The organism is Bacillus sp. AY18-3, from assembly GCF_008042305.1.
Classification (GTDB): Bacteria; Bacillota; Bacilli; order Bacillales; family Bacillaceae_G; genus Bacillus_A; species Bacillus_A wiedmannii.
On the sequence record NZ_QKQR01000027.1, the window covers coordinates 75,493 to 95,737 of the forward strand.

Annotated in this window: 22 protein-coding genes and 2 other annotated features; of the genes, 9 read left to right on the forward strand and 13 right to left on the reverse strand. The window is 35.3% G+C overall.

Translation table 11 applies throughout. The annotated features are described in order from the left end of the window. Window positions 1–55: 55 nt before the first annotated feature. Window positions 56–1,555: a YcdB/YcdC domain-containing protein gene (locus DM800_RS21510; protein ID WP_147787556.1), complete on the reverse strand. Its 1,500-nt coding sequence runs from the start codon at window positions 1,553–1,555 to the stop codon at window positions 56–58. Between the two features lie 90 nt (window positions 1,556–1,645). Continuing rightward, window positions 1,646–1,795, reverse strand: a complete 150-nt coding sequence (gene rpmG, locus DM800_RS21515) for a 50S ribosomal protein L33 (RefSeq protein ID WP_001265617.1) — start codon at window positions 1,793–1,795, stop codon at window positions 1,646–1,648. 338 nt (window positions 1,796–2,133) lie between these two features. On the opposite strand from rpmG, the gene DM800_RS21520 reads away from it, so the two are divergent. Continuing rightward, window positions 2,134–2,784, forward strand: coding sequence for a GTP pyrophosphokinase (locus DM800_RS21520; RefSeq protein ID WP_000456212.1), 651 nt, complete (start codon window positions 2,134–2,136; stop codon window positions 2,782–2,784). Window positions 2,785–2,859: 75 nt separating this feature from the next. Here the strand turns inward: DM800_RS21520 and DM800_RS21525 are convergent, their stop codons facing one another. Together DM800_RS21525 and DM800_RS21530 are read right to left on the reverse strand one after the other, a co-directional pair. Next, window positions 2,860–3,327 (reverse strand): hypothetical protein, encoded by a 468-nt coding sequence (locus tag DM800_RS21525; protein ID WP_088123422.1) that lies wholly within the window; start codon window positions 3,325–3,327, stop codon window positions 2,860–2,862. Between the two features lie 55 nt (window positions 3,328–3,382). After that, window positions 3,383–4,768, reverse strand: a complete 1,386-nt coding sequence (locus DM800_RS21530) for an alkaline phosphatase (protein WP_147787557.1) — start codon at window positions 4,766–4,768, stop codon at window positions 3,383–3,385. Between the two features lie 261 nt (window positions 4,769–5,029). Here DM800_RS21530 and DM800_RS21535 point away from each other — a divergent pair, with 261 nt between their 5' ends. Both DM800_RS21535 and DM800_RS21540 read left to right on the forward strand, forming a co-directional pair. Continuing rightward, window positions 5,030–5,863: a GNAT family N-acetyltransferase gene (locus DM800_RS21535; protein WP_087985273.1), complete on the forward strand. Its 834-nt coding sequence runs from the start codon at window positions 5,030–5,032 to the stop codon at window positions 5,861–5,863. Window positions 5,864–5,878: 15 nt separating this feature from the next. Next, entirely contained in the window at window positions 5,879–6,757 is an 879-nt protein-coding gene (locus tag DM800_RS21540) for an alpha/beta fold hydrolase (RefSeq protein WP_088064441.1), read from the forward strand. A 41-nt stretch (window positions 6,758–6,798) separates the two neighbouring features. Here DM800_RS21540 and DM800_RS21545 read toward each other — a convergent pair whose 3' ends face one another. The 3 genes from DM800_RS21545 to DM800_RS21555 all read right to left on the reverse strand — a co-directional run bounded on the left by DM800_RS21545 (window position 6,799) and on the right by DM800_RS21555 (window position 8,716). Beyond that, window positions 6,799–7,299, reverse strand: a complete 501-nt coding sequence (locus DM800_RS21545; RefSeq protein ID WP_000236605.1) for a DoxX family protein — start codon at window positions 7,297–7,299, stop codon at window positions 6,799–6,801. Window positions 7,300–7,558: 259 nt separating this feature from the next. Continuing rightward, a complete protein-coding gene (locus DM800_RS21550; RefSeq protein ID WP_088608163.1) occupies window positions 7,559–8,095 on the reverse strand; it encodes a delta-aminolevulinic acid dehydratase in 537 nt (178 codons plus the stop codon). A gap of 18 nt (window positions 8,096–8,113) precedes the next feature. Next, entirely contained in the window at window positions 8,114–8,716 is a 603-nt protein-coding gene (locus tag DM800_RS21555) for a histidine phosphatase family protein (RefSeq protein WP_088123427.1), read from the reverse strand. Window positions 8,717–8,914: 198 nt separating this feature from the next. Between DM800_RS21555 and DM800_RS21560 the strand changes: the two genes are divergently transcribed. Together DM800_RS21560 and DM800_RS21565 are read left to right on the forward strand one after the other, a co-directional pair. Continuing rightward, window positions 8,915–9,226: a phosphoglycerate mutase gene (locus tag DM800_RS21560; protein ID WP_147787558.1), complete on the forward strand. Its 312-nt coding sequence runs from the start codon at window positions 8,915–8,917 to the stop codon at window positions 9,224–9,226. A 69-nt stretch (window positions 9,227–9,295) separates the two neighbouring features. Continuing rightward, complete coding sequence (locus DM800_RS21565) at window positions 9,296–9,418, forward strand: DUF4023 domain-containing protein (protein ID WP_000071861.1); 123 nt, start codon at window positions 9,296–9,298, stop codon at window positions 9,416–9,418. A gap of 42 nt (window positions 9,419–9,460) precedes the next feature. On the opposite strand, the gene DM800_RS21570 is transcribed toward DM800_RS21565, so the two are convergent. Beyond that, a complete protein-coding gene (locus DM800_RS21570) occupies window positions 9,461–10,699 on the reverse strand; it encodes a TolB family protein (protein WP_147787559.1) in 1,239 nt (412 codons plus the stop codon). 300 nt (window positions 10,700–10,999) lie between these two features. Between DM800_RS21570 and DM800_RS21575 the strand changes: the two genes are divergently transcribed. From DM800_RS21575 to DM800_RS21585, 3 genes are all read left to right on the forward strand, one after another. Continuing rightward, window positions 11,000–13,747 carry a S8 family serine peptidase gene (locus tag DM800_RS21575; RefSeq protein ID WP_147787560.1) on the forward strand — a complete coding sequence of 916 codons (2,748 nt, stop codon included), beginning with the start codon at window positions 11,000–11,002 and terminating at the stop codon, window positions 13,745–13,747. A 188-nt stretch (window positions 13,748–13,935) separates the two neighbouring features. Continuing rightward, window positions 13,936–14,165, forward strand: a binding site (T-box leader). A gap of 51 nt (window positions 14,166–14,216) precedes the next feature. After that, window positions 14,217–14,444, forward strand: a binding site (T-box leader). A 162-nt stretch (window positions 14,445–14,606) separates the two neighbouring features. Next, a complete protein-coding gene (locus DM800_RS21580; RefSeq protein ID WP_147787561.1) occupies window positions 14,607–16,361 on the forward strand; it encodes an aromatic amino acid hydroxylase in 1,755 nt (584 codons plus the stop codon). Further along, window positions 16,342–16,656, forward strand: a complete 315-nt coding sequence (locus DM800_RS21585; protein ID WP_087985280.1) for a 4a-hydroxytetrahydrobiopterin dehydratase — start codon at window positions 16,342–16,344, stop codon at window positions 16,654–16,656. The genes DM800_RS21580 and DM800_RS21585 overlap by 20 nt, the downstream gene beginning before the upstream one ends. 17 nt (window positions 16,657–16,673) lie before the next feature. Here the strand turns inward: DM800_RS21585 and DM800_RS21590 are convergent, their stop codons facing one another. Together DM800_RS21590 and DM800_RS21595 are read right to left on the reverse strand one after the other, a co-directional pair. Further along, entirely contained in the window at window positions 16,674–17,531 is an 858-nt protein-coding gene (locus DM800_RS21590; RefSeq protein ID WP_088064448.1) for a VOC family protein, read from the reverse strand. Window positions 17,532–17,552: 21 nt separating this feature from the next. Further along, a complete protein-coding gene (locus DM800_RS21595) occupies window positions 17,553–17,957 on the reverse strand; it encodes a DoxX family protein (protein ID WP_001071550.1) in 405 nt (134 codons plus the stop codon). Between the two features lie 156 nt (window positions 17,958–18,113). Between DM800_RS21595 and DM800_RS21600 the strand changes: the two genes are divergently transcribed. Further along, on the forward strand, window positions 18,114–18,659 hold the full coding sequence (locus DM800_RS21600; RefSeq protein ID WP_147787562.1) for a helix-turn-helix domain-containing protein: 546 nt from the start codon (window positions 18,114–18,116) through the stop codon (window positions 18,657–18,659). A gap of 33 nt (window positions 18,660–18,692) precedes the next feature. Here DM800_RS21600 and DM800_RS21605 read toward each other — a convergent pair whose 3' ends face one another. The 3 genes from DM800_RS21605 to DM800_RS21615 all read right to left on the reverse strand — a co-directional run bounded on the left by DM800_RS21605 (window position 18,693) and on the right by DM800_RS21615 (window position 20,199). Continuing rightward, window positions 18,693–19,070 (reverse strand): hotdog family protein, encoded by a 378-nt coding sequence (locus DM800_RS21605; protein WP_001101451.1) that lies wholly within the window; start codon window positions 19,068–19,070, stop codon window positions 18,693–18,695. Between the two features lie 107 nt (window positions 19,071–19,177). Then, complete coding sequence (locus DM800_RS21610) at window positions 19,178–19,636, reverse strand: GNAT family N-acetyltransferase (protein WP_087985282.1); 459 nt, start codon at window positions 19,634–19,636, stop codon at window positions 19,178–19,180. A gap of 56 nt (window positions 19,637–19,692) precedes the next feature. Continuing rightward, window positions 19,693–20,199 carry a GNAT family N-acetyltransferase gene (locus DM800_RS21615; RefSeq protein ID WP_000469127.1) on the reverse strand — a complete coding sequence of 169 codons (507 nt, stop codon included), beginning with the start codon at window positions 20,197–20,199 and terminating at the stop codon, window positions 19,693–19,695. Window positions 20,200–20,245: the final 46 nt, after the last annotated feature.

The following is a 20,245-nucleotide window of genomic DNA, read 5'->3' on the forward strand; positions in this document are numbered from 1 at the left end:
CTCTTATTCATATAACTAAAAGCCAATCGAGATTCTCGATTGGCTTTTCATAAAACTATTCACTCCAAATCTTTTCCCCCGTATGCGCATCAATATAACGAATTTCTCGACTACAATCGAAGGATTCTTTATAATTTTCATCCGTCGTTTGTTTATACAGTAGTTCGTAGTTCGTTTCCTCTACGTCATTTTCTAAAAACCATTCTAAATTAACTCGCATGGCCCCTCTGTATATTGCTAACGCTTTTTCCTTTTTTACTTTTGGTGTTGTTTCGTATGTAAGCAATTCTTTTATAAGGTTGCTAGACTCTCCGGAATAATGCACCACAGCCCCATTTCCCGCATTGATATTAACCATAAATTGCTTATACTCTGCCGGAATGCCATTCACATATACGGAAAAGGTAAATCTTTCAATCCCATCTTCTGCTTCTTCATGTTCTTCCCAAAGACGTAGATATTGTGTGACATCTGGAATAACTTGTTCCAAAAATTGAAGTGCTTTTTGTAAACATTCCTCTCTAGGAAATATTTGCTTTACTTCTTTATCGTCTGTCAGTTTTATAAAACCAGTTAATTCATTGGTAGATTTATCAACCGTAATGCCAATTAAATTATTATATTTTAACATCGGTAAATGCTTTTTAAAGAATTCATTCATTAAATATGGATTCTTTTCTTCTTTCTGTTTTTGTAATTCCTCTTTCGGAACAAATTTCATTCTTATTTCATCATCATTTTCCGTCTCAGCTACTTTTGTAAAATTTTCTTTATTCCATTCAAACAAATCGAATATATCGTCTGGCCGGCTACCTTTTTTCGGTTTTTCAACAGCTACAGTTGAAGGCAATTTATAATGATCGGGCCCAAATAAATCTTTACCTGTACTTACATTAATAAACGCATGACTAGGTTCTGGTTCATATACAAGATGGTACCCGGTTCCTTCTTCTCCACTTTCATATTTACATGAAGAGAATGTCAAATCTACAAATACAAGTCTCATATCTTGTCTAGCTTTTAAATTCTCTAAAACGATGTTCTTCTCAACAATTTCATTTGGCCATAGCGGTTTTTCTTGTATAGCTTTTTGTCCATTATAACGAAAATGCACAACATTACCTGAAGGATGAACTCGCACAACACACCCTGTATTCGGCAATGGATAGCCATTTACTTCTTGCATATAATTTACTTCTTTCCGACCACGCCTGTCGTCCTTAACCGTTACATATATATAAAATTCATATCCTTCTTTTGTATATTTTTTTAAGAATGCATTTGCAATCTCTCTTGCTTTATTCTCCCCTATTGCTTCCTTACCACTCGAACTCGAAAAATATTTTTTATCATCTATACTAAATTCGATTAAATTACCAGTATGTCTATTCAGCGTAATTTGTATCGTTCTCTCCTCATCCTCTTTATGTTCCCACCATAATAGATGATATGGGTCATCCACACCTTCTTGATCATCTACGACAAGCCTATAATCATCTGGAATATCAATCATATGAGCCACTTGCTCTTTTCTTTCTTTATCTTTTTGATTCATCATACCTCTCCTTCATTACAATTTAAGGTAATTATAACAAATAAAACTAAATGACTATAAACAAAAAAGACTAGAGATATCTCTAGTCTTCTACTTCGTCTCACGATGTAGCGTTACTCGCTTTAATCGTGGACAATATTTTTTTAGTTCGATGCGCTCTGGATTGTTTCGTTTATTTTTTTTAGAAATATAATTACGATCACCGCACTCTGTACAAGCCAATGTAATATTTACACGCATATGTAATTCTCCTTTCTTTCAAAGATCGCAAACTAAAACGTAATGATTACGATTTATATGTTATATAAGTTTATTCTATTTGTCAATTACAAAAAAAAGACAAAAATCTGAAACAATTAGTTCATACGAAATTCACACGAATCTATTACTATAAGAATTGTACATAGTGAATTTATTAACAATCACGTTTATTCATATAGAATCTTACTCGAAAGGAGTTGAAAGTATGAAAACTAAATATCGTTTTATGATCTCCTCATTTGCTGCTTGCGCTTATATGCTTTGGTATTTAGTATAATAACAACCTCACTTGTAAATAGGAAAAGGTGTGTATATAAATGGAATATAATCAATCAACAGTTAACTACTGGAAAGCTTTTGTACTACCATATACATTTGCTTTAGAAGAGTTAAAAACTAAATTTGAAATTATGAACCGGGAAGCTCAATTTTTAGAGGATTACAACCCGTTTGAACATATAAAAACAAGATTAAAACAACCTGAAAGTATTATTAAAAAACTTGAACGTAAAAATTTATTACCGACAGTTGAGAATGCGCAAACACATTTACAAGATATCATCGGCATTCGTATTACATGTTGCTTCGTAGAAGATATTTATCATTTAAAAGAAGTCATTCAAAAGCGTGAGGATATGGAAATCATAGAAGTAAAAGATTATATCGCTAATCCAAAGGGCAACGGATATAAAAGTTTACACATGATCATTAAGTATCCTTTATCACTGAATTCTGGTACAAAAGATGTATTTGCAGAAATCCAGTTACGTACACTTGCTATGGACTTTTGGGCAAGTTTAGAACATAAACTTTATTATAAATATGAGGGGAAAATACCTGAGTATTTAAAAGATGAACTACATGATGCAGCAATGAAAGCTGAAGATCTTGATAATAAAATGGCAACAATTCGCCAAGATATTGATGATATCGAAGCATGTTCAAATCAAATTCTATTACCACTATAAAAAGGTTCTCTCCAATGAGAACCTTTTTTATTTCGCTATTTACGGGCAGTAAGACTCCCTGATTAAAGTTTCACTTTATTTCTTCCCTATCGTGCGAACCTCTTCAATTTTCCAGCCATCTTCTTCTTTTCCAAGCGCATACTGTACATTTTTCTGAAGAGTGACCTCCCCATCTATTTCCTTTTCCTTTGTTTCAACTACAACATACCCTGCTTTACTAGCTTTCATGTCTATATGTTCCAATTCAATTTTCTTATTTCCCTTTTGAAAAGCGGCTTCTTTTTGTGTTTTTAAATCTTCAGCACTAGGCATCTTCTTTGAGAATAACTCCATATGTTCAGCAAGATTTTTTTCATTTGTCGTCCGTACAAATTTCTCCATAACATCTTGAATCGATTTCTCTTCTTCTTTCGTTATTTGTACCTTTTCCTCAGTTTTTATAATAGTAGATTTTTGTTCTATATGATTCTCCTTGGATTGACACCCGACTAGCAATACTACAACTATTAGAAGGGATCCTATTCCCATGAAAAAAGCCTTCATCTTTCCCATCTCCTAAAAAGAAAAGTGAGGCATTTCGCCTCACTTTCATTTATAATTAGCGTCTTCCTTTATTCGGATCGCCACCACCAACAATATCAAAGACACGTTTAGCGATATTTGTATTCTCTTGAACGCCAGAGAACAAGTATTTACCTGGGCCAAATGCATATACGTTTACATCTTCCCCTGTATGTCCACCTGTCGTCCATCCTGTAACCGAACGCTTATTGAAAATATCCTCAATCGCATTATCAATCTTTGTGACATCTTTTGAAGGAGCTATATCATTTACCGCTTTAATTTCTTCTGGTGTTAACTGTAAATCAATATATTTTTTCAATGTTTCTTCTACATTTGCACCTTTTGCAATCTCATTTGCCATGAAGTCTGGTGTGCGTTTTGCAGCTTTAATTGGATCTACTTTAAAGTTATACTCACCATTCGCACCTAAAGATAATCCGCCAGTAGCGTGGTCTGCCGTTGCAACGACTAACGTATTTTTATCTTTTTTCGCAAACTCAATCGCTGCTTTAAATGCTTTTTCAAAGTCTTCCATTTCACTCATTGCACCTACGATATCATTATCGTGTCCAGCCCAGTCGATTTGACTTCCTTCAACCATTAAGAAGAAACCATTTTTATTTTTGTTCAAACGCTTAATTGCTGCATTTGTCATTTCTTCTAATGAAGGTGTTTTATCGGTACGGTCAATCATTTTATCTAAACCGCCTGATGCAAATAAACCTAGAATTTGATCGTTTTTATCATTTAACAATTGATTTCGATCTGTTACGTAGCTATAACCAGATTTCTTGAATTCTTCTGTAAGATTGCGATCTTTTCTAACAAAGTTATTTACACCGCCGCCAAGCATAACGTCTACTTTATGCTTCCCTTTAATTTTCTCATCAAAATAATCATTTGCAATTGCGTCCATATTTTTACGACTAATGTCATGCGCACCGAAAGCCGCTGGTGTTGCATGTGTAATTTCAGAAGTAGCAACGAGTCCCGTTGATTTCCCTTTTTCTTTCGCTTGTTCAAGAACAGTTTTCACTTCTGCTTTATCATTATCAACTGCAATTGCTGCATTATATGTTTTAACTCCTGCTGACATAGCTGTTGCTGCAGATGCAGAGTCTGTAATATTTTCATGTTCATCTTCCGGATATGTCTTTTGCGTTCCTACAAGATGCTTATCAAATTCTGTAGATTCCATCTCAAAAGTTTTTGGATTATCTTTCATATAACGGTGAGCCGTCATATATGAAGGTCCCATACCATCCCCAATTAATACAATGACATTTTTAATCTTTGCATTGCTTCCGCTCTCATCTGCATTTACTTCACTAGAACGTGTAAAATTCCATGTTGCCACCGAAGTAACTGCTAACGACGCCACAACTGCAAATGGCCATGCTTTTTTCACAAACTTTTTCACTGTCTTGTCCCCCTAATTAGGTTATTCATTTCCCACTATCAAATTTAATAGAAGACTATTAAGAGAAAATTAGTTATATGTAATTTTTTTGTTAACTTATGTAAATATCAATTATAATTTGTATAAGTTTGTCCTTTCATAGCAACCTCCTTCCCCTTTACAATTAAAATATAAACAAGTTGGATTTCATGTAACGTAAATCTCTTATTTAACATTTTCAATCTACTTTTATGAAAATTAATAGAAATGTGGGGCGTATTTATGAAAACAATAAAGCTAGATGAATCTTTTATTTTTGATTTACTCGACCTTTGTAAAGCTATTGGATGGTTACAAGATAAAGAATTTATGAAAAAACAATTCGAAATGTATCTTTCTCTCGGCACACTTATCGGTTATATGCATGAAAATAAACTGATTGCAGCTGGAGGAGTATTTCCTTTTAAAGATAGTTTTTCTACTATTGGCATGTTAATCGTCCATCCTAATTTTCAAGGCCAAGGCATCGGACGTATTTTGCTAAATTGTTGCTTAGAGCACACTCATCCAAAACAACCAATTGCACTTATTGCAACAAAAGCTGGCGAGCCTCTTTATACATCATGCGAATTTCAAACAGTAACGACGATTCATCGTTTTGAAAAACAAACTACTAAGACACATATTGCTCATACACAACAAGTAAAAGAACCAGATCTTATATCACTTATTTTTCTCGATCAAATTACAACTGGAGCTAATCGTTCCTTACTTTACTCATCGCTATTACCAAGAGCCATACACTCTTTTAAAATTGAGAGAAATAACTGTATAGAAGCTTTTTCCTTATGTATACAAAAAGGTAATATATTATGCGTCACTCCACTTATCGCAAAACAAGAGAAGGATGCTATTCAATTATTCAAGAGAATCTGTGAATGTTGGAATGGCACAGTAAGGATTGATGTCCCACATTCACAATTTTCATTTCGTAAATTTCTTCAAACAGAAAATTTCCAAGAAACGCTCCTTTCACCTCTTATGATGAAAAATGGTAGCCAACTTCCTGGAAATCGTAATATGCTATTTGCTATGATAGACACAGCGTTATGTTAGAAAGGGGACACCTAATTGAAGCGATTTAGCTATTTTATGGTAGGTTGTCTTACTCTTACACTATTAGTAGGATGTAGTGCAGCAGAAAAGCCAGTAGAGCAAGTAAAACAAGTGAAAAATACACTTACAGCGAAACTAGCTACCGAGGAAAAAATGGTAGAAATAGATGGTCAAACCATTTACTTTAAAAAGATTGGTAATGAAAAACCACCTTTACTTATGATCCATGGATTTGGAGGATCGTCAGATGGTTTTCAAAAGATTTACTCAGACTTAGCAAAAGATCATACAATTATTTCTGTAGATGCTTTAGGATTCGGGCGCTCATCTAAGCCAATGGATTTTTACTATTCTTTCCCAACCCATGCAAATTTGTATTATAAATTAATGAAAAAACTAGGTTATGATTCGTTTGCAATACTAGGACACTCAATGGGCGGAGAAATTTCTCTTAATTTAACCTATTTATATCCTGAAGCCGTTACCCACCTTATTTTAACTGATGCTACAGGCGGTCCTCATACATTCGTTAATAAACAAGGTTCACCAAAACCACAGTTGTCGACTGATTTAAATACTGTTTCTACTATTGCAGATTATGATGAAAACAAAGTTAAATCCAAGCGTAATGATGAAGAGCATTACAATAAAATGAAATTATGGCCTAGACGTCTTCAAATCAATGCAAATGAAATTAAACAACCAACCTTAATTATATGGGGAAGAAATGATAGTAGCGTTTCTTGGAAAGAAGGAGAAACGTATCATCAATTCTTAAAAAATAGTACTTTCCATATTATCGAAAAAGGTTATCATGCACCATTTCGTCAAGAGCCACAAGAATTTGTAGGTTATGTAAAAGAATTCTTTAAGAACAATAAAGTTGAAAAATAACATAAGCGGGTATCTCATTTTGAGATACCCGCTTTCATATATTAAGCAGCTTGCTTTTGGCGCTTTTGAGTTTTTGATCCTAATACTTTCGGAATAACGAAACCATCTATTCCAAATTTACCAGCATTCATACCAGAGACTAGAACGAACATTGATAGGATAACCATTTCAGGATTTACACCAATTGACCCACTAAGCATATAGGAAAAGTTCATTACAAGACCGAAAAAGACCGCTGTTTTTGTTAAACAGCCTACAATTAAACCAATTCCGACTAAAATTTCTCCCCACGTTACAAGTGTATTAAATAGATCAACGTTTGGAATTGCGAAATCTTGTAAAAATGATGCCCACCAAGATTGAACAGCCGGTTGTGCTCCTTTAGATTTTTCAATTGCACCTTGTAAATAACCAGTTGCATCGAACCCTTTTCCTTGTAGTTTACCGATTCCAGCCATTAACCATGTATAACCAAGATACACTCGAATTACTGCCAACACAAAAGAAACTGCTTTGTTTTCTCTTAAAAATTGAATAACCATATCTTCCTCCTAAAGTTGTAATTAAGTTAGTTACAGATAATATAATATCATTAGTTACTTATTTTTAAAATGTTAATCATGAATAATTTGTGACATACATAAAAAACATTAAATACTAATATACAGTAACTTCTATTACCTGTAAAAACTTGAACATATCATACCATAGGTGATAATCATTTTCATTGAAGAAAATGTAAAAAAAATGTGAGTTAAGTGTGAAACGCATTTATTCAAATATAGAATAAATGCGTTTTCACTATTTATAGAATTGAAATGTACGTGTCTCCTCATCGATTAATTTCGCCTCTTGAAAAGCATCTTCTAACGTTTTTTCATGGCTAATAAGCCCATAAAATAAGCGTATTGTAAACATAAGTGCTGCATTCCCATCTACATAATCTATCGATCCAATATACGATTTCGCCCCACTATGTAAGAAAGATTCTGCTAGTTTTCGCTCCCCTAACGTACACCCGCTATTTACAATATGTGTATTATGCAATTTTGCATATTTATAAATTTCTGCTGCACCAAAGTATCCCCTCGGTTCATCTTGCTCATATATATCTTCACCTAACTCTTCCATGACAAACTTTCCTTCCTCACCATGAAAGCAAAAAATAACATACTTGATATCATTATATAAACCTTTTCCAGAAAGAATATTAATGAACTCTCTCGGTCTACCAATCCAGTATGTTACAACTTTTGCCCCAAAATATTCAAGCGATGCTCGGATTGATTGCGCCTCTAAATCCGAATTGAAACCAACTACTAATGCAACATTCAACATACACCCTCCATCCTATAATTAGATCTCATCAATCAGACTTTTAAAAGATACATCCATTTCATATATACCTGTTTCTTGCAAAAAATCAGATCTAGTTAAAACGACTTTCTGTACATATTGCCTATACGCTGTAATTGTCCCGTCGTGAGATACAATGCAAATTCTTTCAGCGCCTAGCTCATAGCACCAAAGAAGAAAATCATCTACTATTTGCTGAAAACGATTCTCTGAAATAGTATTTATACCTTCCGTCCATAACTGCTTATTTGTACTTTTCTCTATCGAAAAATGTGGAAATAAATTTGCTATCATTTCCTGATCTACTATGTCATCACATGGTAATGTTTTCGCTCCTTCTCGATAAGGAAAAATACGTGGGGATACATATGGATGGACGATTTTTTGACAAGCTACTTTCGCACTCCATATTGCCGCTGTTTGTAAAGTTCTACGTGTAGGACTAACAATTAATATATCCGTTTCTTGTAATGGCACATTGCATTGAAGTAATTTAGCCTGATTCTTTCCCTCATCCGTTAATGGCGGATGAAGCACTTGTAAACTTGACGGCAAATCCTTTGTATGTTCACCTTCTCCGTGCCGAACAAAGACAAGCTTCATATCCAGCCTCCTCTCTCTATGAAATCCTCTTACATATTTCTTCCCTATCTCATTCTTTATTCCTGCTATATGAAAAACTGGTATGTAAAAAACATTTGACACAATTAATTAAAAAACATTACAATTATAATATGTAAAATACTTTTTACAAGAGAGAGGTGAATCACAAATATGAAATGAATTATCGCCTTTATCGGAATGATCATATGGGGATACATAAATGGATTTTTTAATAGTGATAAAACTGCTAATCCTTGGATTACAGATGATGAACGTGAAACAAAAATTAAACAGAAAGCAATTATTGCAAGCTGGTCTGGTGTTTTCATGTTTTGTATCATTAACCTCTTAAACAAATGGTTAGGTTTAGGAACGAGTAATACATCACCTTACTTACCATCTTCTGTCGCAACTATTTTAAAAGAAAATGTAGAGTTACAAGTTTTACTTATGCTATTTATTACGTATGGCATATTTCACGTATACTATCGAAGAAAATTAAGCGCTTAACTTTTATCTCATGATTATCCTCCTAAATGGTTATAGTAATTAGGACGAAATGAAAGGAGCGATATAAAAATGAGTAACTCGAATGACTTTTTAGATACACTACATGAAAAACAAGCAAAAGATGAACAAAATAGAAAGCGTCAGGGAAACGGAAACCCCGCGAAAAAAAAGCCAAATAAAACACATAAATAACAATAAAAAACGTGCCTAAAATTATCTTTTAGGCAGTTTTTTTTATTCTTCTTTCACCGAGATAACATTTTCCCAGTTCCATTTCTCATAATACCATTCTGGTACATCTATATTTTCAATCCACTTCTTTTCCTGTTTTCCATCACTACTGGAAAGCCATACATTGGCTTTCTTACGGTCTGAACGTATCCATATCAATTGATTGTTCTTCTTCATAAAGATGGGATGATAGTCACCTTGCTTATGGGGTGGCTTTGTGATTTGATGTTGTTCGTCGCTTGTACTATCGATCTCATATAAGGATGGCAGTGGCCTTTTTTCTGGCGGAGTTTCTATCCCTGCCTCTTTTGCTCGTGAAACGATCATTACTTTATCGTTCTTCCATACAAAATCCCAATCGACATATCCTTTCGGCGTAAAGGTGTTCTGCTGAAGTGCCGGCAGCTCTTTTACTTTTAAATGTTTATTCTCTAACGCAACTCTTCCGCTTCCTTCAATATAAGCTAAAATATTCTTGGATGGCGCCCATTTGAACCATTGTGTGTTTAATAACATTTGATCTACTTTTTCAAATCGACTGCCATCTGCTCGAACTAAGCAAAGCGTATTACTATCAGCTGACCATGAAGCTGTCGGTACCGCTAAAAATGAAATCCACCTTTGATCTGGCGACCACTCAAACCCACTTGCAACTAGTGCTAAAAAATCATCATGTTCATTTGGTAATGCATACAAATGCTTCATTTTATGAGGATTCATATGTGCATCTTTTTGCACTTCATATAGCTGAGCTCCTGTCCATCCTGTTGGAAGTAAGTGTGCCTCAGAAGATACAAGAAACTTCTTTCCATCAGGATACCATGCATAATCACCTACACCAGCCGATACATTTTCAAAATCTGTATTCTTATTTTTGACATCAAACGTATATAATGTATTCATAAATACAAATGCAATTATATTCTCTTTCGGTGACCATTGATAATTCGATACTTCAGATTGCAATGGCCTAACTTTCTTTCCATCTTCCAGTTGGTACAACTCCAAGGTGTTTTGCTTCTTTCCTTTAGCATAGGCAAGCCATTCTCCATCATGGGACCATTTTGGCCCTGTTATGTACTCACCTTTTGTTATTTGTTTTTCTTTCCCATCAATTTTAATCCAAAGGTCATGATGACGAATAAAAGCAACCTTCACCCCATTATGTTCCGCACTAGTACTAAAAATTGAAGATAAAAAAATAAACAAAACCACACTACTACTCACGATAATTTTTTTCATACGTCCCTCCATTTTTCTTATAGCATTCCTCATATTCCGCTTACTATATGCTAATTTCGCTCCATATTAATTGCACAATTGTTGTGGATTTATACTCAGTAAGGATGTGCTTCCCCCCCCACTGTGTATGAGCCATTCGACATAATTCCAAAAAATTTCCCAAGAAATTTTTAATTCAAAGAGGATTGGTATGAATTATGTCGAAAGTATAGTTTATCCAACATTCGATTTCATATTTAAGAACAAAAATGTAAGATAATTTTTTCGGAATATTGGCACTTTTTACCAGGGGGAGTTTCAATGAAAAAAACTACATCTGCACTATTAAGTATGGCGCTTGTCTTTTCTAGTTTTGGAGCTTTAAGCGCGCATGCTGAATCGCTGCAAAAGGAGAAGCAATTTAGTCCACAGTTAAAAGCGAATATTGAGCAATGGGGAGAAAACAAAATCGCGCAAAATGTTGAAACAAAAACATCAAAAGAAATTTCAGTCATTGTAGAATTGCAACATGCTCCGCTCGCTTCACAAAGTAACATTCAGCATGCTCCAGATTTAAAAAATGGAAATGTGCAATCATACCATGCACAACTAAAAAAGGCGCAAGAGGATACAACAAAGAAAATTAAAGAAAAAGCACCAAAAGCAAAGATAAAAGAAACGTATAGCACGTTATTTTCTGGATTCTCTATTTCTATCCCAGGAGATCAAGTTGCTGCTTTAGCTTCTTTACCCGAAGTAAAAGCTGTTTATCCGAACTTAACATATAAATTGCATGAAACAGCAAAAAGCGCTACTAAAGAAGAAGCGCCAAATATTGGCGGACCGACAATCGGTGCACCTGAAGCATGGAATTTAAAAGATCCATCTGGCAAACCGCTTGATGGAAAAGGTATGAAAGTCGCTATTATTGATTCTGGCGTAGACTATACACACCCCGACTTACAAGCAAACTATATCGGTGGATACGATACAGTCGATGAGGATAACGATCCGATGGATGGTAACGTACACGGTACTCATGTAGCTGGTATTATTGCTGGTAACGGAAAAATTAAAGGCGTTGCTCCGAATGCTTCTATACTCGCTTACCGTGTCATGAACGATGGTGGAACTGGTACGACCGATGATATTATTCAAGGTATTGAGCGCGCTATTCAAGATGGTGCTGACGTTTTAAATTTATCTCTCGGTCAAGATTTGAATGTCCCTGATCAACCTGTAACAATGACGTTAGAACGCGCAGCAAAACTTGGTGTTACTGCAGTTGTTTCAAATGGAAATGATGGACCAAAACCTTGGTCTGTTGATGCTCCTGGTAACGCAAGTAGTGTCATCTCTGTTGGCGCATCGACTGTTTCTATTCCATTCCCAACATTCCAAGTAGCTGGTTCTAATAAATCTTACCAAGGATTACCGTTATCAAAAGCAGATTTCCAAGTAGGAAACGATGCTCAGCTTGTCTATGTTGGCTACGGTAATTCAGGTGATTACGCTAAACAAGATGTGAAAGGGAAGTTCGCCCTTGTTTTACAAGGAACTTCGAGCACGTTAGTAAAGGCAGAACAAGCGAAACAAGCTGGAGCTATCGGAGTGCTACTAATTTCTAATGAAAAAGAATTTAATATTATGCCTGAATATTTTGGCCGTGAAGAGATAGCTCTTCCAGTTATGCAACTATCAAGTACAAATGGCGAAGAATTGAAAAATTTAATTACAAAAAGAAAGAAAAATATAAAGATTGGACAACCGAACAAAACAGAACTTATTGGTAACTTCAGCTCAAGAGGACCATCACAAGGAAGTTGGCTCATAAAACCTGATGTTGTTGCACCTGGCGTACAAATTACTAGTACGGTACCAAGGGGTGGCTATGAATCTCACAACGGAACAAGTATGGCTGCGCCACAAGTAGCAGGAGCTGTTGCCTTACTACGTCAAATGCATCCTGATTGGACGACAGAACAATTGAAATCTACTCTTGCCAACACTGCAAAAACATTAAAAGATGTCAATGAAAATACATATCCTGTTATGGCACAAGGATCAGGTTTAATTAACATTCCGAAAGCAGCTCAAACGGATGCGTTAGTAAAACCGAACAATGTAAGTTTCGGTCTTATTAAACCGAATAGCGGCAAAGTGAAACTAACACAAAATATTACGTTACAAAATCTTTCTAACAAAAAGAAAAACTTTTCAACTCGTATTGAATTACTAGATACAAAAACAAAAATCCAAACTTCTTTCCCTTCTTCTATTAGTATGAAACCGAATAGTAATATTGAAAAACCTTTTACTATTACTGTAGATAGCTCCTTACCGCAAGGCGTATATACAGGGAATCTGTATGTAAAAGAGCAAGGGAAAACTGAAGAAATGCGTATTCCATTTACATTTAGTATCGATCCGAAAGAATACAAGCGTATTGATGGCCTTGAAATCGTTAATTCTACTTTCAGTCCAAATAATGACAAAATATTAGATGACAACCTAATCAATTACTATTTAGTTACACCAGTTGAAGATATAGCGTTTCATGCCAATTTAATCACGAAAGACCGTGTGACATATCAAGGTACGGTATATCAAGGTAAAAACGAAACACCAGGTTATAAATCTTTCAAATGGAATGGTACAAAAACTGATGGATCTCCTCTACCTGATGGCTTATACCAAATCGAAGCTGTCGCTTCTACCTCGGGTGGAGAAACAAAGCAAACAGGAGCTATATTTATCGACCGAACAGCCCCTAAGTTAACACACGAAATTGATCAAGAAAATCTTGTTATTAGAGGGAAAGTTGACGATATCCTACTAGATTGGATGACAGAATCTGGTTGGGTTGCACCTGGTATTCCAGTGAGAATGCAATATGAAATTAACGGCAATGGTGTGTGGGAAAGTGCGTTCCTGAATCCTTGGGAGAAAAGTTACGACATTTATTTCGATCGTAACCAATTACAAGAAGGAAAAAATACTATTCATATTGTAGCAACTGATGCAGCTGGAAATACATCTAATTTAAATGTTGATTTAGAAGTGAAATAAAGTGAAACTTTAATCAGCCCTCACTAATCGGACGTTTACGGACAGTAAAGCTTCCATCTAACTTCTTTGCTCCGGCCGAATTTTGAGGTAGGAGTTTTACTGCCCACAAATAGCGAGATAAAATTATTGTTGACAATCTTTTAAAAATAGTTTTATAATACGAAACATAGTTTAGTTGAACGAATTATATATCGGCTTTGAAGGAATACTAGTAGCGACTTATATCCCTGTCTCAGAGAACTGATGGTTGGTGCGAATCAGTACATATACAAGCGTGAATTACAATTCTGGAGCTTCTTTCCCGTAGTGCACATAATGCATGAAGAGAAAGACGGATCTTTCCGTTATCTTAAAGTGAGTGGTAAACAATTTTTCTGTTTACAATTAGGGTGGTACCGCGATTTTTATCGTCCCTATCGGATTTTCCGATAGGGGCTTTTTTGCGTCCTTCCCTTTTGCACAATTTCATATATACGCGTTGAAAGAATCGCAGTAATATCTTATATCCCTGTTACAGAGAGCTAATGGTCGGTGGAAATTAGCACATATATAAATATGAATTACAATTCTGGAGCTTCTTTTTCGTAGTGCTTGTACGCATGAAGGAAAAGACGGAGTTTTTCCGTTATCATTAATTGAGATGTAAGTATTTTTTCACTTACAAATAGGGTGGTACCGCGATTCTTTCGCCCCTATCGGATTTTCCGATAGGGGCTTTTTCTATTTCTCACAGAAACAAATGTTAAATAATTCCGAATCTTATGATAAAATTTTATAAGCGCTTACAATTTTGAAAGGTGGTGGTTTCAGCTATACCCAACCAATATTCAATTTTATAGAAAACAAGGAGGATGTCTAAATGACAAAGAAAACAGAAATTCCATCGCATTTAAAACCATTCGTATCCACGCAGCATTATGATCAATATACACCGGTGAATCACGCTGTTTGGCGTTACATTATGAGACAAAATCATAGTTTCTTAAAAGACGTTGCTCATCCAGCCTATGTGAACGGACTACAATCATCTGGTATAAATATAGATGCAATTCCAAAGGTAGAAGAAATGAATGACTGTTTAGCACCAAGCGGATGGGGAGCTGTAACAATTGATGGACTTATTCCCGGCGTAGCATTCTTTGATTTCCAAGGACACGGATTACTACCAATCGCAACAGATATTCGCAAAGTAGAAAATATCGAGTATACACCAGCTCCAGATATCGTACACGAAGCAGCAGGACACGCACCTATTTTACTGGATCCTACATATGCGAAGTATGTGAAACGCTTTGGACAAATTGGTGCGAAAGCTTTCTCCACAAAAGAAGAACATGATGCTTTTGAAGCTGTTCGTACATTAACAATCGTAAAAGAAAGCCCTACTTCTACTCCTGACGAAGTTGCCGCTGCTGAAAATACTGTAATTGAAAAACAAAAATTAGTTTCTGGTTTATCAGAAGCTGAACAAATTTCACGTCTTTTCTGGTGGACAGTAGAATATGGGTTAATCGGAAATATAGATGCTCCAAAAATATATGGTGCTGGTCTCCTTTCTTCTGTTGGCGAAAGCAAACATTGCTTAACGGACGCTGTAGAAAAGGTTCCATTCTCTATCGAGGCATGTACAGGTACAACTTATGACGTAACAAAAATGCAACCACAACTATTTGTTTGTGAATCATTTGAAGAGCTGACTGAAGCACTTGAGACATTTGCTGAAACGATGGCCTTTAAAACAGGTGGAAAGGAAGGTTTAGAAAAAGCGATTCGCTCTGAAAACTATGCAACTGCTGAACTAACTAGTGGATTACAGATTACAGGTACATTCAGCGAGACAATTGAAAACGATGCAGGTAAAGTGATTTACATGCGAACAAATTCACCAACTGCATTAGCAATTCATAATAAACAACTAGCGAATCATTCTACATCTATACACAGTGACGGCTTTGGAACACCAATTGGATTACTCACTGAAAATATTGCATTAGAAAATTGTACAGATGAACAACTACAATCATTAGGAATTACAATTGGAAATATTGCTGAGTTTACTTTTGCAAGTGGTATTCATGTAAAAGGAAAAGTAACAGATATTATAAAAAACGATAAGAAAATTGCTCTTATTTCCTTTATCGATTGCACAGTTACTTATAACGCCCGCGTATTATTTGATGCTTCATGGGGCGCATTTGATATGGCTGTTGGCTCACAAATCATTTCAGTATTCCCAGGAGCAGCAGATGCAGCATCATTTTTCCCAATTGATGAAGAAACAGAGGAAACTCCAGCACCTCTTGCATTAACTGAGCTGGATCGTATGTATCAAACAGTTCGTGATATTCGAGGTGGAGGTATTTTACACGACGCACATGTCAATCAATTAGTAGCAATTCAAGAGGTATTAAATAAATTTTATCTGAAAGAATGGCTGCTTCGCCTTGAAATATTAGAATTACTTTTAGAGCATAACAAAGGACACGAAACATCAGCAGCATTATTACAACAACTTTCTACTTTCACAACTGACGAAGCTGTAACACGCCTTATTAACAATGGTCTTGCACTACTGCATGTAAAGGATGTGAAAAATGATGCTACGATTAACTGAAGAAGAAGTTCAAGGGGAATTATTAAAGGTGGATAAATGGATGATAAAAGATGAAAAATGGATTGAACGAAAATATATGTTTTCCGACTACTTAAAAGGAGTCGAATTTGTCTCTGAAGCCGCCAAACTATCAGAAGAACGTAATCACCATCCATTTATCCTTATCCAGTATAAAGCAGTCATTATTACTTTGTCATCTTGGAATGCAAAAGGTTTAACGAAACTAGATTTTGAGCTTGCAAAGCAGTTTAATGAACTATTTTTACAAAACGAAAAAGCAATTATAAGAAAGTAAAAAAAGAGAAGCCTTTTTTAGGCTTCTCCTTTAATTTTGAAATGGATACAATGTCCAAATGGATCTTGGGCTTGTAATATTCCATCTTTGTACGTAGCAATCTTGCCAATATTTTTTAAGCTTTCACATACTTGCTCTTTTTGTTTTTCATCTGCTAGTACAATTGTGAAATATTTCAAGCCAACAGAATTTGGCATTTGCGGCGGTATTCCTTCACCTTGCCACGTATTTAAACCGATATGGTGATGATAGCCACCTGCCGATACGAACAACGCGCCATTACGAGCTGGGATTGTTACTTCAAAACCAAGACCATCCACATAGAAACGTTTCGCTTCTTCCAAATCAGCTACATGGAAATGAATATGCCCCATCACAGTACCAGCTGGAAAACCATTCCACGCAATTCCTTGCTGCAATAATTCTTCACCAGCTAACGGGTTACTAACAAATGGTAGTTCTCCATTCTCATCACGCCAAACTTCTTTTTGGCGATCATGATAAATTTCAATCCCGTTTCCATCTGGATCAGCTAAATAGAGGGCCTCACTAAAGTAATGGTCGGCTCCGCCGTGCAGTGGATATACCATTTCTACAAGATGACGAAGAATATTCGCTAAATCCTGTCTACGTGGTAGTAAAATTGCGTAATGATATAACCCCGTTCTCCCTCTTTGCTTTGGTAAAGCTTCTTTCTTTTCTTCAATGATAAGGAGTGGTTCGTTATTTTCATTCCCAAATGTAACGACCATTTCATCTTCTTTTAGTACTTTCATACTTAGTACTTCTGTATAAAACTCTAGTGATTTCTTTATATTTGATACATATAAATGAACAACATCAAGTGTTGTATCGGGATGAAGTTGAAAACTCATCTTGTTAGCCCCCCATTTAATTTAGTTCTTCTTTGACATTTTCTCTTTTAAGAAATTATCTACAAAACCGTCTGCTTTCGCAACAAATAAGTACGCACCCATTGCTAACAATGCAAGTTCTAATTCGAAGCCAGGATTTTTTCCATCCCCTAATAAACCAGCTGACCATTTTACTTTTACAATTGCTCCAACCATTACAAGTGCAAATAATAATCCAATATATCTTACACCTAAACCTAGAATTAACAATATACCACCAACTACTTCCGCTGTTGCTACACCGTATGCAAGACCTCCTGGTAAACCAATGCTTGTAAACCACCCTGCAATATTGTCAATCCCCGATTGGAATTTTGTTAAACCGTGCATAAAGAATGTTACCCCTAACACGATACGAATAATTAAGTTACCGATATGTTGATTCATTTCATTCTCTCCTTTATAGTTTTCTTATGCAAAACTTTTTTTTACATTACAAAACATACACTAATTTTTTTTATTCGTCAATTCATTTTCACTGGGAAAAAATATATTTTTTTTGCTATGATACAAATAGTTGTTTACAAAAAGGAGCTTGATTTTATGAATATTGGTTCTGCAATACGTGAAATTCGTCAACGTAGAGGCATAACAATCGCACAAATTTGTGAGGGAACAGGTCTTTCTAAAGGATTTATGAGTCAGGTTGAAAATAATAAAACATCACCATCTATCTCAACTTTAGAAACAATCTCCAATTTTTTAAACGTTCCCCTTCCCTATTTATTATTAGAACAAAAAGATCGGTTGAAAGTTGTCAAAAAGGTAGAGCGTAAATACAGTGTATACGGAAAAGATGAACAAAGAATTGAACATGTTGCAGAGCAAGGTGGCCTCCGCCTAAACCTCGTGGAAATTCCTGCTGGGTTTCCGAAAGAAAATATACCAAATGCCCATGAAGGGGAAGAATGTCACCTTGTATTACGCGGAAAACTAGAAGTTCAACATGGAGAAGATATTGCAATAGTAAAAGAAGGTGATTCTTTCTCCTGGAATGCATGTGTTCCTCATATCGTTCGTAATATAGGGGAAGAAACTGCATTATTACTCATCTCTAGTCATGCAGAAAATCGAAAACGTGTTTATTAAATAAAAAAGAAGCCTGTAAATCAGGCTTCTTTTTTATCCCCTTATAACGCCATAACTTGTCCCAACTAGTACAGTCTTTTCATGTTGATTGCGATAAACTGACTCGATTGAAACCTTTTTATATCCTTCCATCTGTTCAATATTTGTTAAAGTTAATTCACAAGTGATCGTATCTCCTGTAAAAACCGGTCTAATAAACTCACTTACTAATTCTCTTGCTATGTAATGTAATTCTTCTCCTACTTTCGTTCCAATACTAGCAGTTAATAAACCATGAACCATTAAACGTCCTTTTTCATCATATTCCATATGATGCCTACCTTTATCTCCTGTAATATTTGCAAATTCAAAAACCTCTTCCTCAGTAAATCTTCTTTCGTATTTAAATACATCCCCAACTTTTACATTCATTTTTATCCCCCGTTTAATAAACAGAATTTTCTTTTATTTTATCATAAAATGAGTCTCAGTTCAGTTTATATTATTAAATAGCATCCTTTTTCTACACTATCTTACTTTTATCGGTGCCCATCTTTTTTTGCTACTTGATACCCGTAGTACGCACATGTTCCATTTCTCGATAATTCTCTCACCTCAAAACCACAACTTCTATAAAAATCAAAATTACTCGCAGATGTATGTGCAAACCAGTCTCCATGTGGCAACTTTTGCAAACAAAGAGCGACAAGTTTCTTACCTAATCCCTTCCCTCTATATTCACATTTCACAACTAAATTTACTATGTTCGCGATCATGATTCCATCAGAAATGACTCTAACCATCGCAATCATCTCTTCTTCATCCCAAATTGTGAATGCCCATGTTGAATTTTCAAATGCTATCGTGAATTTTTCAATTTGCCAAGAAGGGATATCATCATTACTCCAACCAGCATCTTCGAATAAAGTTTTAATTGCATATGCTGGCACACCATTCGTTCCCTCACGAATAATAAGGCCATTATGATAAATATACATGTAATCCCCCCTTTATTTTTATATACCATTCTTCAAAAGATGCAATTTACCTTTTTTCATCCAACGCGTTTAATGGAATAAACAAGAACGTCCATCCCATGAAATGAAGTTGTTTTCTCATAACTAAGCCCTGTTTTTCTAGCAACAAAGATTGAGGCGGGGTGATCCGGATTAATAAGAGAAATTAATTTATTCATTCGTAACGCTTGGAAACCATAGTCTCGAAATGCTGCCGCTGCTTCTTTCGCATACCCTTTTCCCCAATACTGAGGTAATAACCAATAACCAATTTCAATTTCTTCTTTTCCATCTATCTGCTGCTTTACTAACCCTGCATGACCAATTCGTATTCCCGTTTCCTTTTCAATCAATACAAATAAACCAAGACCGTTTTTATAGCTAGGAATCACCCACTCCTCCAAACTTTTTTTACATTGCATATATGTTTTTAACGTCCCATTTCCAATATAGCGCATTACCTTCTCATTTCCCCATAGCGAAGCATAGAACTGCAAATCATCCATTGTATATTTGCGAATTTGTAAACGATCTGTATGAAACATCTCTGCACTCCTTCCCACGAATTTGTACTTAACTACACGATCATGT